Origin of the sequence: Tenacibaculum sp. (genome assembly GCF_048269885.1) — a bacterium.
GTDB lineage: Bacteria > Bacteroidota > Bacteroidia > Flavobacteriales > Flavobacteriaceae > Polaribacter.
On the sequence record NZ_JBLWTZ010000017.1, the window covers coordinates 67,276 to 81,938 of the forward strand.

Genomic DNA, 14,663 nt, shown 5'->3' on the forward strand with positions numbered 1-14,663 from the left:
CTTACGGTTTCTCCTTTCATTACTCTACAATTCAAAATAACAGTAAAATATTCGTTATTTCGATAGAGGGAGTGCAAGAGTGATGAGAAATCTTTATAATACTAAGATTTAAATTAATAAAACCTTACGTTTTCTTCTTCTATAGATAAACTATCAATCCTTAACAATTTCAACCAACTTTTTATCCTGATCTACTTCCCAAACATTAAACTGTCCATCACCATCAAAATCAGTAATAGCTGTAGCACGAGCTTTAAATTTATTATTGGTGCTTTCAATAATTTCGTATTGGTAATTCGCTCTACCACCATTAGCAACGGTAACAGGAGGTACAAAATCTAGTACGTTAAAATCAGCACTATAGGTAGAGTGCATAAAAAAGTGATTACGTTGTAAAGAATGTAAGTGGTTTAATTGATTTTGAGCCTCAATACTTTTGGTACGAGAAATTAAAGGCATTAAGTTAGGCAATGCAATTAAAATTAAAATACCAATAATAACTAAGGTTATTAATAACTCTTGTAAGTTATAGGCGTCTACTTTTTTTAGTACAATCTTTTTATAAAAGCTCATTTTTTAATTTTTTGTCGGTAAATGTAATTGTTTATCGTAAAAAAATAAAATAATTAGGTAATTACTGTACTTAGCTTGAACATCGGTAAGTACATGGCAATTAAAATGACAGCAACAATACCACCTAGTACTAAAATTAAGATGGGTTCTATGGTTGCGTTAATCATTTTAGACCTGTATTCTATTTCTTCGTTATATTGATAGGTTAAACGCTTGAAAATAATTTCGTTTTGATTGGTTTCTTCGGCAACTTTTAATAGAGAAGCCATTTTTTTATCAAATATAGGTTGATTAGCAACACTTTTATGTAAGCTAATTCCTTGTAAAATATCTGATTCAACTTGTTGTAAGGCTGTTTGTAAGGGGTAAAAACGGATCATTTTTTGCGTTAACTGTAATCCGTTTAATAACGGGACTTTAGCAGCAACAAGTAAGCTTATGGCCTGTGTGAATTGTGCAATTCGTATTTTTCTTGTAAAATCACCAATAAAAGGAGTTTTTAGTAAAACAGCCGAACTTATTTTTCTAAACCACAATTTATTTTTTACAACAAAGAGAAGACCAACAATAAGGAGAATAAAAAGAAAAAACAAGGGAGCATTTTCTTCAGAAAAATCAGCTAAAGCAATGATCTTTTTAGTCACCCAAGGCAACTCTACTTTGTTTTGTTTAAAAATATCAGCAAACATAGGCACCACCATTCGTAACATAAAAAACACCGCTAAAAAGGCTGTTATTAACACAACAATAGGATACGATAAGGCACTTACAATTATTCTACGTTGTTCATTTTTACGCTTATAAAAATTACCCAACTCTTCACTTACTTTTTGCAGTGTTCCTGTTTGTTCACCTATTTGTAGAGAGTAGAATTCGTAGTTGGTAAATGACTTATGCCTTTTTATAGCATCCGATAAATTTTTACCATTGATTAAATCGTCAACGATGCTGTTAAATAGTTCTTTGTCAGAAGCTTTTTTTTGTTCATTTCCAATGAGTTCAATGGCGTCTTTTAACTCTAAACCAGCTTTTAAAAGTATCCCCAGTTCAATATAAAAATTTTCTTTCTTTTTATTAGAAAAAGAATTTCCAAACAGGCTAATTTCTTTTTTTAATAGTGAGTCTATATCAAAAGAAGTTTTTTCTTTTTTGGGTTTTTCTGATATGTTGTTGAGTTGAAAAGCCATTAATTGTTTAGGTAAAAAGCAGCATCTTTTTGTTTGTAAATAAAAATCTGTTTGAAGTTGTAGGTAGGGTTTGTATATAATTTCATAGCATCTATAGTACCTTGTGTAACTTCTTTTCCGTCCAAAAATAAAGATTTATCAGGAAAATTGATGAAAATTGTATCGTTTTGTCTTAAAATGTAATCATTGCTAAAATCATACGTAATAGTATCAATGGCATTCGTCATTAAAAAAGTATCTTTAATAGGAGAGTAGTTTACGTGATAACTATTAAAATCTTTCCATAATAATCGCTCTAAAAGTTGGTATTGTTGCTGACTTTTAAAATTTGTTTTAATAGTAGTGAGTTGTTTTTGAACCGTGTCTAATATTAAAAAAGTTAAGGAAACGACAAGACTTGTAATCACTAAAACAATTAACATTTCACTTAGTGTAAAAGCAGCCATTTTTTTAGTTTTCATAAGCTACAGTTTTTTTAATGACTTTCTTTTTAGAGGTTTTGTTTTCAGCTTCAAAAACAACTAGTTTTTGGTTTTCTTCTATAACTTCTCCTGAATAGATAATCCACTCGTTTTCTTCAGAAGAATAGGGGAGTGTAATCTGTCCGTTTTTATATTGATATACAATTTCTGTCAATTCATTTTCTATTTTATGTGTGCTATTTTTAACCGTGTTAAATAACAGGTTATCTACTGTTAGTAAAGCAACTCCAAATATGAGTAAAATAATTACAGTAGCAACAATTACTTCGGTTAACGAAGACGCTTTTACTTTTAGACTTGTTATTTTCTTTAATAAAGCCATTTTGCTACGGAATAATTTTGGTTTTTTATAGGTAATCCAGAAAATTGATTAGGAAGTTTAGTGCTATTAATTTCTACATTGTATACATGATTTATATACGTACTACCAAACTGTTTTGTTAAAAAATGATTCGTATATACACTTCCGTATACGGTTCCTAACAATTCTAAATTTTGATTACAATATACATCTCCAGTAACAGTTGTTTTTTCTTTGATATGAATTTGTGGATTAAAATTCATGGTTTTACTAGTACTGTATAGTAAAATACTACCCTTTATTTGACAGTTTTCTTCAATAATAATTTCAGGGTTATTGTTAGTATCTATTTTTTTTTCATTTATCACAACCAAAGCACTCGGATAGTGTAATGTACAATTAGATTGCACATTAATGGTGTCTTTAGCAAATGCTTGAAATGTTCCATTCACTCGATTTTGAACGGTTATTTTTGGGGCAACCAAAATAACATCTTCAAGTATGGCAGAAGTATGTATAGTAATACTACTGTTTGATTTTATGAGTATATTACCCGTTAAAGAAATGTTTTTAAGATGAATAGGGTAGTTTGAATTATAAACCAGCGTTTCTTTTTTAAACGAATTTTTAAAGTGTTTACTTTCTTCTAACTCAAAAAAAGAAGTTTTACCATCTAAAAGATGTGAAGAAACATACTTTTTTATAGTATTTATGTTTTCTATTTCAGGGAGTTTGGTACTACTTAAAGTAGACCTTCCGTATAACAAGGTATTTCTATTATATGAAGTTCCAGCAATATTTCCTCTTTTAATACCTAGTTTAGGAATACTTGCATCTCCGACAATTTTGGTGTTTCCTACTATCGCTAAGGGTTTATTGTTTTCTTGAAGATATAAAGCCTTTTTTTTACGGTTAAAACTACCTAATAACCCTATTTGTTCAAAGAATTCATTTTTTTCTGAAGATGTAACGTGAACACTTTTATAAATTCCCCAATCTTTAGTTATAATCGAGGTGTTATTGAGTTGATTTAGGTTTGTCTCGTTAAGTTTTTGAGTTTTTAAAAGGTCGAAAGTATGCTGTACATTTTCTATTGATTTTTTATATAAAGCTCCTTTTAATTGAACTTTTTTATGAAGGTGTATTAAAGTGATAAAGGCAAGTATGAGTATGGCTATAATTACGGAAATAACTAAAACATACTGTAAGGCTCCTGCTTTTACCTTTTTTAATAACAGCATAGTCTATCGTGCTTTAAAAGTTTTTGTTTCATTTTGAAACTTTAAAAGCACTTCTTCTGAATTTCCTTTTACCAACGTAAGGCCTCTAACGTTTTGACCAAGGTTAAAAATTTCTTGCTCCCCATTAATAGTAATAATAAAAGATTTCGATTTATTAGATGCTACAGTGCCATTATATACTATTTGAGGAAAATTCTTTTTTTCTCCTGTTATTTTCTTTTTAGGTTTAAAACTAACTTTTTTCCTTTTTATAGGAAGTTTTCCTAAAAAAGGATCTCTATAATCTGCCCTAATAGTATAAGGTTGTACTTCAACTATTTTTTTTCTAGAAAAATGATTAGAATTGTTTGTAGTAGCGATAGTTGTTGTATTTGGAGATAATCGGTTGTAAATTTTATAACCAATAAGTCCCCAAACACAAACAACTACAGCAAGTAATAAGTATGTTTTTTGTTTTTTATTCAACTATTTTATGTTTGATAAGTTTTTCTATTTCGTTTAATCGACGCTCTAAGGTATTGTTTTTTTCTTTTGCTGCTTCTAATTCTTTTTGTTGCTGAATAGTATATAGCGTTAGTTCTTCAATTTTTTGAAGTAATTGTATCGAAAATTTACTAAGTTCAATACCGTTGTTTTGCATTTCTTTTTCAGAGGAAATATCGGGTAAATGCTTATTCTTAAAAATATATTCTTGTAAAGAATCAAGTTTAACGAGTTTATAATCATTTTCAAAAACAAAATCTGCACCAGAGTCAACAGTTACTTTAATTTCTCGAGCACCAATTTTGCCAGCAACGGTTAATTTATCTCCATTATTAAGTTTGTGTGTACCAATGGTCAGATTATTTTCTATAGTAAAATTTTGCTTTAAATATGTTCTATCAGCAGTCTGATTATTGGCGAGAGTAGAAACAGGAGTTGTTTGAATTGTAGTTGAGTTAAAACCATTTACTCTATTTACACCTTTAATTGTAACTACTATGGTATTTCCTGTACTTAATAGATGATATATTGGAATAACTAAGCGATTATTATCATTAAACTCTAATTCTCCTAGTTTCCATTCAGAAGCAACATGTCCAAAAGCAACTGGTACTTCAGAAGTGTGATGAAAATAGCCTTCTTTACCTAGGTTTTTTCCTATTTGGTACCTCTTAGTATATTTACCTGTACTGAGTCTATATCCATAGGCAGAAGTAATTGTAACTTCCATCCATCCCCACATTTTAATATCTCCAAAATCTATATAACTAACTTGATTCTCTACCCCATTTGCAAAAGTGATATAAGAACTTTCCCATTCAAAACTATAGTTTTGAGCTTTAATAGTTAAAGGAGCAAAGACAAAAAAAAGTAATATTATTTTTTTCATAATTAATTTTTATTTTTCGAGTTTGTTAATTCTTTCTTCTAACTTTTTTAGGAGGCTATTTTCTTTTTTTAATTCATCAATTTCTTTTTGTTGCTGAATAGTATATAGCGTTAGTTCTTCAATTTTCTCTAACAATTTTCTATTCATTTCACCTAACTCAATACCTCCATCTTTTGCTACTTCTTTTGCGCTAGGAATGTTTTGTAAATGCCCTTTTTCGTTAATGTGTTTTTCTACTTCATATAAGCTAGGTAGTGTATATTCTTTAGAAAAAACATAATCGGGCCAGCCAGTTAAATCTACTTTAACCTCTTTAGAATGAATTGTTCCATTAACGGATAATTTAGCATCAGGATTTGCAGTTCCAATCCCTACATTTCCCAATTTATTAATGAAAAATCTAGACTGAATATTTAATTCGCTATTAACAGCAGTTTGAACAGCTGTTGGAGTAGATAAAAATTCAAGAGTTCCTTGTCCTAGTCGTAAAGCCCCTCTGTTTGCAGAAAAATTATCGAAAGTTGAAACTAGTTGTCCTGATGTACCTGAACCATTCATCCCTGCTGCACCATACCCTAGAATAATAGCACCAGAACTGTAATTGGAACTTAATGTTCCGATATAATCATTGTCAGCATATGTTTGAGCAAATATAATTCCTCCTTGAGTTGATTTTGGACCTAATTCAATAGGTTTATTAATTTTTTGTATTAAAATTTTTGACCACTGACCCCAAGTTTCATCATCAGGCAATCCATTCCTATAAAAAATACCTCCTTCATTAAAGTTTAATTGATGGTGATGTCCTCCAGTATTATCTGCCCAAGGTGCAAAGGTTAAAAGACCTGAGTAGTATCCTATACCAGGAACCCCTATATTCTCTCTTTTTTTAAATTCAAATTTTACTTCGTTATTGTAATAACTAGGTGCAAAATTATCATATCGAGTGTTTAATACTTTAATGTTTTCAGCAATTTGTGCGTTAATTTTAAAAGAGAAGGTTACAAATAAAACCGTAATAATAATTTTCTTCATCATTTATTTTTTTGTTGTTAAACTCTCTAACTGTTTAGATTGTTGTTTAACGATTTTCTTTAACTCGTTAATTGATTTTTCTTGTTGAATAGTATATAAGGTTAGCTCTTCGATTTTTTCTAACAATTTTCTATTCATTTCGCCTAATTCAATACCTCCATCTTTTGCTACTTCTTTAGCACTAGGAATGTTTTGCAAATGCCCTTTTTTATTAATGTGTTGCTCTACTTCTTGTAGAGTAGTTAATTGGTATTCTTTAGAAAATACATAATCGGGCCAGTTACTTTGTAGCTGTACTTTTACTTCTTCTGTAATTGTTTTTCCTGCAATAGCCAATTTGTAATTAGTAGGTATAGAGGTTGTTCCAATCCCCACATTTCCATCATATTTTAAATACATTGATTCGTTTCCTGTCCCTACAGCAAAAATTAACGAATTAAAATCTCCTCCTTCACCATTAGTTGATCTAATATATGCTCTATCATTTCCTCCCGGTTTCTCTAAAAACTTAATTTTATAAGTTCTTGCTAGTGAAATATTTCCATTTACTTCCAGTTTTTCTGCAGGAGAATTTGTTCCTATACCTAGTTTACCATAAACAGCTAAATTAGAAGGACTACTAGTGCTACCTACCCAAACATCTTTTTGATTACCATAGTTTAGATATAAGTTATCAAAGTCATTGCTGTCTGCTTTTTTTCCATTAATATGTCTAACTCTTAGAGCGGTATTTGTTTCCCCTCCTATATTAAGGTCTCCTTTTATAGTTGTGTTCCCATTAATATCTTTTTTATAAGGAACAGCCACTACATTTGTACCCGACAAAGCTTCATCAACAGCAATCCAGTTTTCATAGTTAGCGGGAATGTCATCGGCAGTCCTACCTTTTGCATATGCTCTTACTTGAAACCTATTATAATACTCTCTTGAGTCTAAAAAGATAACCACCTTACCATTTTCATTAGCCAATTTTATACCGGGAGCATAAGCACCATGACTTGAGGCTCCATAAGAATGAAAGTTATCTTGATAAATATACCAGTTCAACATAATTCCGATAGACTTGCCTTTGGAATAGTTATATCCTTCTATAATTACAGTAGGCATTTGAGAGCCATTTGCATAAGGTAAATTGGTTTTAATTTTTATTCCATGAGTAGGAGTGCCATTAAAACTATAATTTAAAGGAGTATAGTTTTGAGCTTTAATAGTAAAAGAAATCAAGACTAAAATAAATAAAGTAATCTTTTTCATCATTAATTTTTGTTTTCAAGTTTGTTAATTCTTTCTTCTAACTTTTTTAACCTTTCGATTTCTTTTTGTTGTTGAATAGTATATAGCGTTAGTTCTTCAATTTTTTCTAACAATTTTCTATTCATTTCACCTAACTCAATACCTCCATTTTTTGCTACTTCTTTCGCGCTAGGAATGTTTTGTAGGTGTCCTTTTTCGTTAATATGTTTTTCTACTTCATATAAGCTAGGTAGTGTATATTCTTTAGAAAAAACATAATCGGGCCAGTTATTTTGTAACAGTACTTTTACTTCTTCGGTAAGAATTTTTCCAGCAACTGCTAGTTTGTAATCGGTTGGAATTGTGGTAGTACCAATCCCTACGTTACCACCTTTTGGATTAAGAGAAATATTTTTAGGAGAACCAGTAGTATGTCCATTATATGCTTGAAACCATGTGTATTGACTAGAACCAATACCTGCATACAATCTTGTCATTGTACCTAAACCTTCTGGAAGCCTTGGAGTTGAAGACAAAATAAAACTAGCTTTGTTTTGTAAATCTTCAGTATTTGCGGAAGGTTCTCCTCCTTTACCATTAATGTGTAATAAAGAGGAGGGAGTGGAAGTACCAATCCCAGTATTACCTATGTTGAAATAAGTATTTGAAGCTTCTTTTTTCCATGTAATATCACTTTCAGAAGCTAACAATCCTTTATAAGGAGTGGTCGCTTCTGGATGGATAAAAAATAATTCTGATAACCCTAGTTTTCCATCTGCTCCGTGAGTGGAGTAGATGGTATATCGTAATTTAGTATATGCGCCTGAAGGCAGTTTTTCTGAAACAAATCTAGAGCTTCCATAATCTTGATTAGAATAGTCAGCTATTGTAACCCACATATTAGCATTTTGGTAAACATTATACCCTTCAATTTTAAATCGTTTAGGCTGCCAATATCTCGTTGACCAACCTACCCATGCTCCAGTTTGAGTATGCATGTTAGGTAAGTTTTCTATTAAAATAGTAGTAGGTGATACTGTTGAAGCGGGTGGGCCACTATAACTTGGAATAAACCTACCATCAAAAAGTGCTCGTAAATTAACAGTTGCATCACCTGTTTGCGTTACAGTGTAGCGATTGGTAGCATCGAACAAAACATTATGTTCCATGCCTACAGGAGTAGTATTAGTAGTAAACTGTTGAGAAAAAATGCTTAGGTTGTATAAGCATAGCATAGCAATAATTAGTTTTTTCATAATAAATTCTTATATTAATAATGGATAAATTTCTTTTAATGAGGTAACTCCTTCTTTTACTAAATGAAGAGCATTGTCTTGTAGAGTAGCAATATTTTGTTGCTTTAGATAGGTATAAATATCTTGTTCTTTAGTACTTATAGCCGATACTAATTCTTGAGTTATGGGTATTATTTCATAAATAGCTTTACGTCCTTTATAGCCTGTATGATAACATTCAGTACAACCAACAGCTTCATAATGTGTGTGGTTATTTAAAAGTTTGTTTGCTAAGTGTAAATCAGTATCATTTTTAACTACTTCTTTTTTACAGTTATTACATAGTTTTCTAACCAAACGTTGCGCAACACTAACATTTAAAGTACTGGCAATTAAAAAAGAGGGAATGTTCATGTCTATAAGTCTAGAAATGGTTCCCCAAGCAGAGTTTGTATGTATGGTTGATAATACTAAGTGACCTGTTAACGAAGCTCTAATAGCCATGTTTGCTGTATCTGGGTCTCGTATTTCACCAACCATAATAATATCAGGATCTTGTCTTAAAAAAGTTCTTAGAGTACTTGCAAAATCTAATCCGATACTTTCTTTTAATTGAACTTGATTAATGCCTTCTAAGGTATATTCTATGGGGTCTTCAACTGTTAAAATATTTGTGTTCGGTTTATTTAAAAGTTGTAAAGTAGCATATAAAGTAGTTGTTTTTCCTGACCCAGTTGGTCCAGAGATTAACACAATTCCATTGGGTTTGTGTACTGCTTTTTGATATATGTTTAACTCTTCTTCATTAAAACCTAAACTTTCTAGCTTGAAGGATAATAAGTCTTTTGATAAAATACGAAGTACCAATTTTTCACCATATAGAGTAGGTAAGGAAGAAACACGAATGTCAAAAACATCATTTCCATTTTTAAAGTTTATTCTTCCGTCTTGGGGTAATCTTTTTTCGGAAATGTCCAGACCCGACATAATTTTAAGTCGGTTGACTATTTTTGGGTATTCGCTTTTTAAAATAACATGACGTTCAATTAATTTTCCGTCAATTCTAAATCGGACCCTATTTGAGTTTTCAAAAGCCTCAAAATGAATATCACTACTTCCTATTTCTTTAGCTTCCTGAATGATGTTTGTAAGGAAATCATCTGAATAATTGAGTATTTTTTCATGATTACGAACAGCTTTTCTATATTTTGAATTAATGGATTTTTTTAATAAGTCAGAATCAATTATTTCAAATTCAATACTTAGACCAAGTATAACTTCTAGCTCTTGTTTTAACTCTAAATTATCAAAATCACTATAAATAATTAACGTATTGTTTTTGATTGTTTTAGGAAGGATGTTATAAAAAAAAGCTTGTTCAGAAGATAATAGTTGAAGCGCTTCAACATCTGTTAAAAGAGTATTTTTCATTTACATAGCGTATAAATTCAAAACTTCAAAATTATTATTCAGTAATAAAATAATTACTAGGAATAAAGATTGTAATCCTGCTAGCGGAACAGTTTTGTTAGTTAATCTAGGTTTCAAAAATATAAATAAAATAAAAGAAAATATCAAAGAAGAAGAAAAGATGATTAAAAAAGCAAAAGTAGGAAAGCCCATAGCAATAATTATAAAAAAGAAAAGATCACCTAATCCGATGGTTTTCAAAAGACTTTTTTTTAATTTTAATGTAGTATACAAGTATAATACTAAGAAAATTATAGATAAAAAACTCATGTTTACAATGCTAGTATATAAATAACTATAAACTGAAAATGAATTTGAATAATGAGTAAAGCTTATAAAAATTAAAGAGGTGAATAAACTAAGTAGGTATACTTTTCTTTCTTTGAAATCTTGATAAGTTATAAATACGAGATTAAAATATAAAAGAATCGTAAAAATCATTAGAAAAGAATAAAGATTTGTGTACTTAAAAATCTATTATAAATATAAAATAAAAAGAGGAGTCTTACTTTCCGATACAGAAATTTCCAAAAATGTGTCCCAAAATATCTTTATCTACATCGTATTCACCTGTAATATTTCCTAAATGGCGTAAGCATTCTCGAATGTCAATAGCAAATAAGTCAGAAGAAATACCTAACTCAATTCCATTTTTCACCGAATTAATACTTTCTAGAGCATGGTTTAATGCTTCGAAGTGGCGTGAGTTAGTAACAATTGTTTCGTTATTACTTAAAGCCCCTGTATTCACTAAAGAAATAAGTTCTTGTTTTAATTCATTAACGCCAATTTTTTGTTTTGCTGAAAGTAAAATTAAATGTTCAATTTCTGATTGTAAAATAGAGGAGTCATGACACGATAAAGTATCTACTTTATTGGCAATAACCAATAAACGTTTATTAGGAAAACGCTGTTTTATAGTTGCTATTTCTTCTAAAAATAATTCTTTAGAATGTACATACTTGTTTGAATCAATTAAAAAGATAATTAACTGAGCATTTTCTGCTTTTTCATAAGCTTTTTTAATACCAATACTTTCAACAACATCTTCAGTTTCTCTAATACCAGCAGTATCTATAAAACGGAAAACAACACCATCAATAATTAGTTCATCTTCAATAGCATCACGAGTAGTACCAGCAATATCAGATACAATAGCTTTTTCTTCGTTTAGCAAGGCATTTAACAACGTAGATTTACCAACGTTAGGTTCTCCAATAATAGCAACAGGAATTCCATTTTTCATGGCGTTTCCAAAAGCAAAAGAATCAATTAAACGCTTTAAAACAGCTGATATTTTAGCTACTAATTCTTTAAATTTAGTTCTATCAGCAAATTCTACGTCTTCACCAGAAAAATCAAGTTCAAGTTCAATCAAAGCGGCAAAATCAAGTAATTGTCCTCTTAACTCTTTTAGTTCATTAGTAATTCCCCCGCGCATTTGTTGAATTGCCACTTGATGCGAAGCAGCAGAATTTGAGGCAATTACATCGGCAACAGCTTCCGCTTGTGATAAATCCATTTTACCATTTAAAAAAGCACGCATGGTAAACTCACCATTATCAGCTATTCGACAACCATTTTGTAAGAAAAGTTGAATAATTTCTTGCTGAATAAAGCTAGAACCGTGACAAGAAATTTCCACAACGTCTTCACCTGTATAAGAATGCGGATTTTTAAAAATAGATACTAAAACTTGATCAATAATTACTCCATTATTTACAATATGACCTAAATGTAAGGTATGAGACTTTTGAGATAATAATGACTTATTTTTCTTTACAGAAGTGAAAAATGAATCTACAATTTTTATCGATTTTTCTCCTGAAAGTCTAATAACAGCAATAGCACCAACTCCTGCTGGGGTTGCTAATGCAATAATTGTATCGTTTTGTATCATACTGCAAAATTACCTAATTTAGTAGGAAGTATTATAAAATATCAACAACATATTTTTTACTGAACAAGCATGGGGGAAAACCCCTTTTTTTAACATTTTATTTTTAAAAACTAAAAATAAGCATTACATTTGGTGTAACAGTTTTTAGAACTTAAAAAACGTTAATCCCTCAAAATAATACGATACCCACTCAGTATTATTTTAGTTTCCTCATAAAATTTTTGTTGTGTACTCATTGTGTGTTATAAAAGTATTGCATTCTTGTAATACATCAGAAATACGTATCCCTTAATTACCCCACACCCCATTTTACCCCATCCCCGTAAGATGGTTTTAGCGAACACTAAGACTTAATAAGAGTAATACCCTAAAGAAATTTAGAGTATTTAAAAAGTTAAATTTTAAAAGTTAAGGTATGGGAATGAAAACTACTCATTTAAGAAAACTAATGCTGATACTTTTGTTGTTTAGTGCTAATTATGTTTTTTCACAAACAACAGTATCCATGCAGAGTCCCTGTAACCTTTCTGGGTGTGGAGCTCAGGATGTCGAAATAGGAAGTGTTTATATAGGAGATTCAAATGGAAACCCAATAAGCACGTGTACAGTAGGGCAACAACTCTCTAATGTTTACCTATATGTAGACATTTCTAAAGCAGCAAGTAAAATAGATTTATATATGCAGTTTTACTTGATGAATGGAGCAGATAAGATTGATAAAGATGGAAATGTTTATGTTGGAACAAATAAAATTAGTATAGGTATCTCAGGGGCAATTAGTCCTAGTACTTACCAAATGTTTGAGTTAATAAACTACACTTGTGGAGAAGAATTAACTTTAACCGACGTATATCTTTCTTGGCAAACTCCCGGTAGCAATGTAGGACCAGGGTGTTCAACACAAAATTCTAAATGTTCAGGAGAAAATTTACCACCAATTGATGTGCAAACTCCAATAGCTCCTGATTTTACTTTTGAATACGATTGTGGAAGTGGAGGTTTTCAAAGAGTAACCTATACTAATACTTCTACTGGAGGAGATGGAACCTTAACATATCAGTGGAGTTTTGGAACAGGAGCTTCTCCATCAATGGCAACAACTGAAGGCCCACATCCGGTTAATTATACTAGTTCGGGAACTAAAGTAGTAACACTAATTGTTACAGATGAAGATGGAGATACAAATTCAATAACTAAAAATGTTGCAGTATACTCTACTCCTGAGGCAAGTATAGTTGGAACAAATGTTAGTTGTAATGGTGGAAGTGATGGGGCAGCAAATTTAACCATAACAGGAGGGAAGGCTCCTTATATTTATTCATGGGATAATGGAGCTAATACTGAAGATATTACAGGTTTAGAAGCTGGTACATATCAAGTAATCGTTACTGATGCTAATAATTGTATTGCCTTTACAAATGTAACAATAATCGAGCCTCCTCTATTGTCACTTTCTCTTTTAGGAAGTGATTTAAGTTGTGGAGGAAGTGATGGAGCTATCGATCTAACCGTATCAGGAGGAACAGCAGGTTATACTTATTTATGGAATACAGGAGCAACAACAGAAGACCTTAGTGGATTAACAGAAGGGACTTATACGGTTACTGTAACAGACACTAATGGGTGTCAAGAAGTTGGAGCTATCACTTTAGTGTCGAATGACAATGAAAATCCTATTATTAGCGTTCCAGAAACCTTAGGAATTGAAGGTTGTGATGAAAATGATATAACAAGTTTAAATGCTAGATACCCTTTGAGTTTAGCACCATCTTCTGATATCAAAGACAGCTTTTTTACAACTGGCTATACTGCTTCTGATGATGGAACAATAGCAAGTATAACTTATATAGATGCAATTAGTTCTGATGATGGATGTATTACTACAGTTACAAGAACATTTACTGTTACTGACACATGTGGTAAAATAGGAACAGATGCAATGGTGATTACCATTCAAGATACTATAGCACCAGATTTTACAGTGCCAGGAGATATTTCAATTTTTTCAGATACTAGCTGTAATTATGATGCCAGTGTAGGTATAACAGGAGATGTTACAAATGAATCAGATAATTGTAATACTGGCTTAGAGGCTACCTTTACAGATGAAGAGCTAACAGGTAGTTGTAATGGGGAAAAGATAGTTAAACGTACTTGGAAATTAATAGATAGCTGTGGTAATACAACAGAAAAAATACAAACAATTACAGTTGTAGATACGACAGCACCCGTATTATCAGAGGAACCAGCCGATGTAAGTGTCGACTGTGAAGCCATACCAGCGGTACCCACCATCACTGCAACTGATAACTGTGATACTGTTGTTGATGTAATTTTCACCGAAGTAAGCAATACGGTAGTAGACGGCTGTGGAGCGATTGTCCGTAAATGGGAATCAACCGATAACTGTGGCAACACGGTAAGTCACACCCAAACGATTACAGTAACCGATACGACAGCACCCGTATTATCAGCAACACCAGCCGATGTAAGTGTCGACTGTGAAGCCATACCAGCGGTACCCACCATCACTGCAACCGATAATTGTGATACTGTCGTTGATGTAATTTTCACCGAAGTAAGCAATACGGTAGTAGACGGCTGTGGAGCGATTGTCCGTAAATGGGAATCAAC

14 protein-coding genes are annotated in these 14,663 nt (G+C 31.3%); 1 reads left to right on the forward strand and 13 read right to left on the reverse strand.

The genetic code is table 11. The features are described 5' to 3' along the window. Positions 1-153: 153 nt before the first annotated feature. The 13 genes from ACN0WY_RS13155 to mnmE all read right to left on the reverse strand — a co-directional run bounded on the left by ACN0WY_RS13155 (position 154) and on the right by mnmE (position 12,029). Positions 154-573 carry a prepilin-type N-terminal cleavage/methylation domain-containing protein gene (locus ACN0WY_RS13155; protein ID WP_417800656.1) on the reverse strand — a complete coding sequence of 140 codons (420 nt, stop codon included), beginning with the start codon at positions 571-573 and terminating at the stop codon, positions 154-156. Between the two features lie 53 nt (positions 574-626). Further along, complete coding sequence (locus ACN0WY_RS13160) at positions 627-1,760, reverse strand: type II secretion system F family protein (protein WP_330486974.1); 1,134 nt, start codon at positions 1,758-1,760, stop codon at positions 627-629. Continuing rightward, positions 1,760-2,221, reverse strand: coding sequence for a PulJ/GspJ family protein (locus ACN0WY_RS13165; RefSeq protein ID WP_330486973.1), 462 nt, complete (start codon positions 2,219-2,221; stop codon positions 1,760-1,762). The genes ACN0WY_RS13160 and ACN0WY_RS13165 overlap by 1 nt, the downstream gene beginning before the upstream one ends. Further along, entirely contained in the window at positions 2,211-2,564 is a 354-nt protein-coding gene (locus ACN0WY_RS13170; protein WP_417800657.1) for a hypothetical protein, read from the reverse strand. Before ACN0WY_RS13170 ends, ACN0WY_RS13165 begins: the two co-directional genes overlap by 11 nt. Beyond that, positions 2,552-3,784, reverse strand: a complete 1,233-nt coding sequence (locus tag ACN0WY_RS13175; protein WP_417800658.1) for a hypothetical protein — start codon at positions 3,782-3,784, stop codon at positions 2,552-2,554. The genes ACN0WY_RS13170 and ACN0WY_RS13175 overlap by 13 nt, the downstream gene beginning before the upstream one ends. A gap of 3 nt (positions 3,785-3,787) precedes the next feature. Continuing rightward, a complete protein-coding gene (locus ACN0WY_RS13180; RefSeq protein WP_417800659.1) occupies positions 3,788-4,249 on the reverse strand; it encodes a hypothetical protein in 462 nt (153 codons plus the stop codon). Next, on the reverse strand, positions 4,242-5,156 hold the full coding sequence (locus ACN0WY_RS13185) for a hypothetical protein (RefSeq protein WP_417800660.1): 915 nt from the start codon (positions 5,154-5,156) through the stop codon (positions 4,242-4,244). The genes ACN0WY_RS13180 and ACN0WY_RS13185 overlap by 8 nt, the downstream gene beginning before the upstream one ends. 9 nt (positions 5,157-5,165) lie before the next feature. Beyond that, the gene (locus ACN0WY_RS13190) at positions 5,166-6,194 is read right to left on the reverse strand and encodes a cell wall anchor protein (RefSeq protein ID WP_417800661.1); all 1,029 of its coding nucleotides are present in this window, start codon (positions 6,192-6,194) and stop codon (positions 5,166-5,168) included. Beyond that, entirely contained in the window at positions 6,195-7,448 is a 1,254-nt protein-coding gene (locus tag ACN0WY_RS13195) for a hypothetical protein (RefSeq protein WP_417800662.1), read from the reverse strand. Next, on the reverse strand, positions 7,448-8,680 hold the full coding sequence (locus tag ACN0WY_RS13200; RefSeq protein ID WP_417800663.1) for a hypothetical protein: 1,233 nt from the start codon (positions 8,678-8,680) through the stop codon (positions 7,448-7,450). Before ACN0WY_RS13200 ends, ACN0WY_RS13195 begins: the two co-directional genes overlap by 1 nt. A gap of 9 nt (positions 8,681-8,689) precedes the next feature. After that, positions 8,690-10,090 (reverse strand): GspE/PulE family protein, encoded by a 1,401-nt coding sequence (locus tag ACN0WY_RS13205; RefSeq protein WP_330486964.1) that lies wholly within the window; start codon positions 10,088-10,090, stop codon positions 8,690-8,692. Further along, positions 10,091-10,330: a hypothetical protein gene (locus ACN0WY_RS13210; RefSeq protein ID WP_330486963.1), complete on the reverse strand. Its 240-nt coding sequence runs from the start codon at positions 10,328-10,330 to the stop codon at positions 10,091-10,093. A gap of 304 nt (positions 10,331-10,634) precedes the next feature. Beyond that, positions 10,635-12,029, reverse strand: coding sequence for a tRNA uridine-5-carboxymethylaminomethyl(34) synthesis GTPase MnmE (mnmE, locus tag ACN0WY_RS13215; protein ID WP_417800664.1), 1,395 nt, complete (start codon positions 12,027-12,029; stop codon positions 10,635-10,637). 421 nt (positions 12,030-12,450) lie between these two features. Here mnmE and ACN0WY_RS13220 point away from each other — a divergent pair. Further along, a partial coding sequence (locus ACN0WY_RS13220; protein WP_417800665.1) for a PKD domain-containing protein occupies positions 12,451-14,663 on the forward strand: 2,213 nt, incomplete at its 3' end.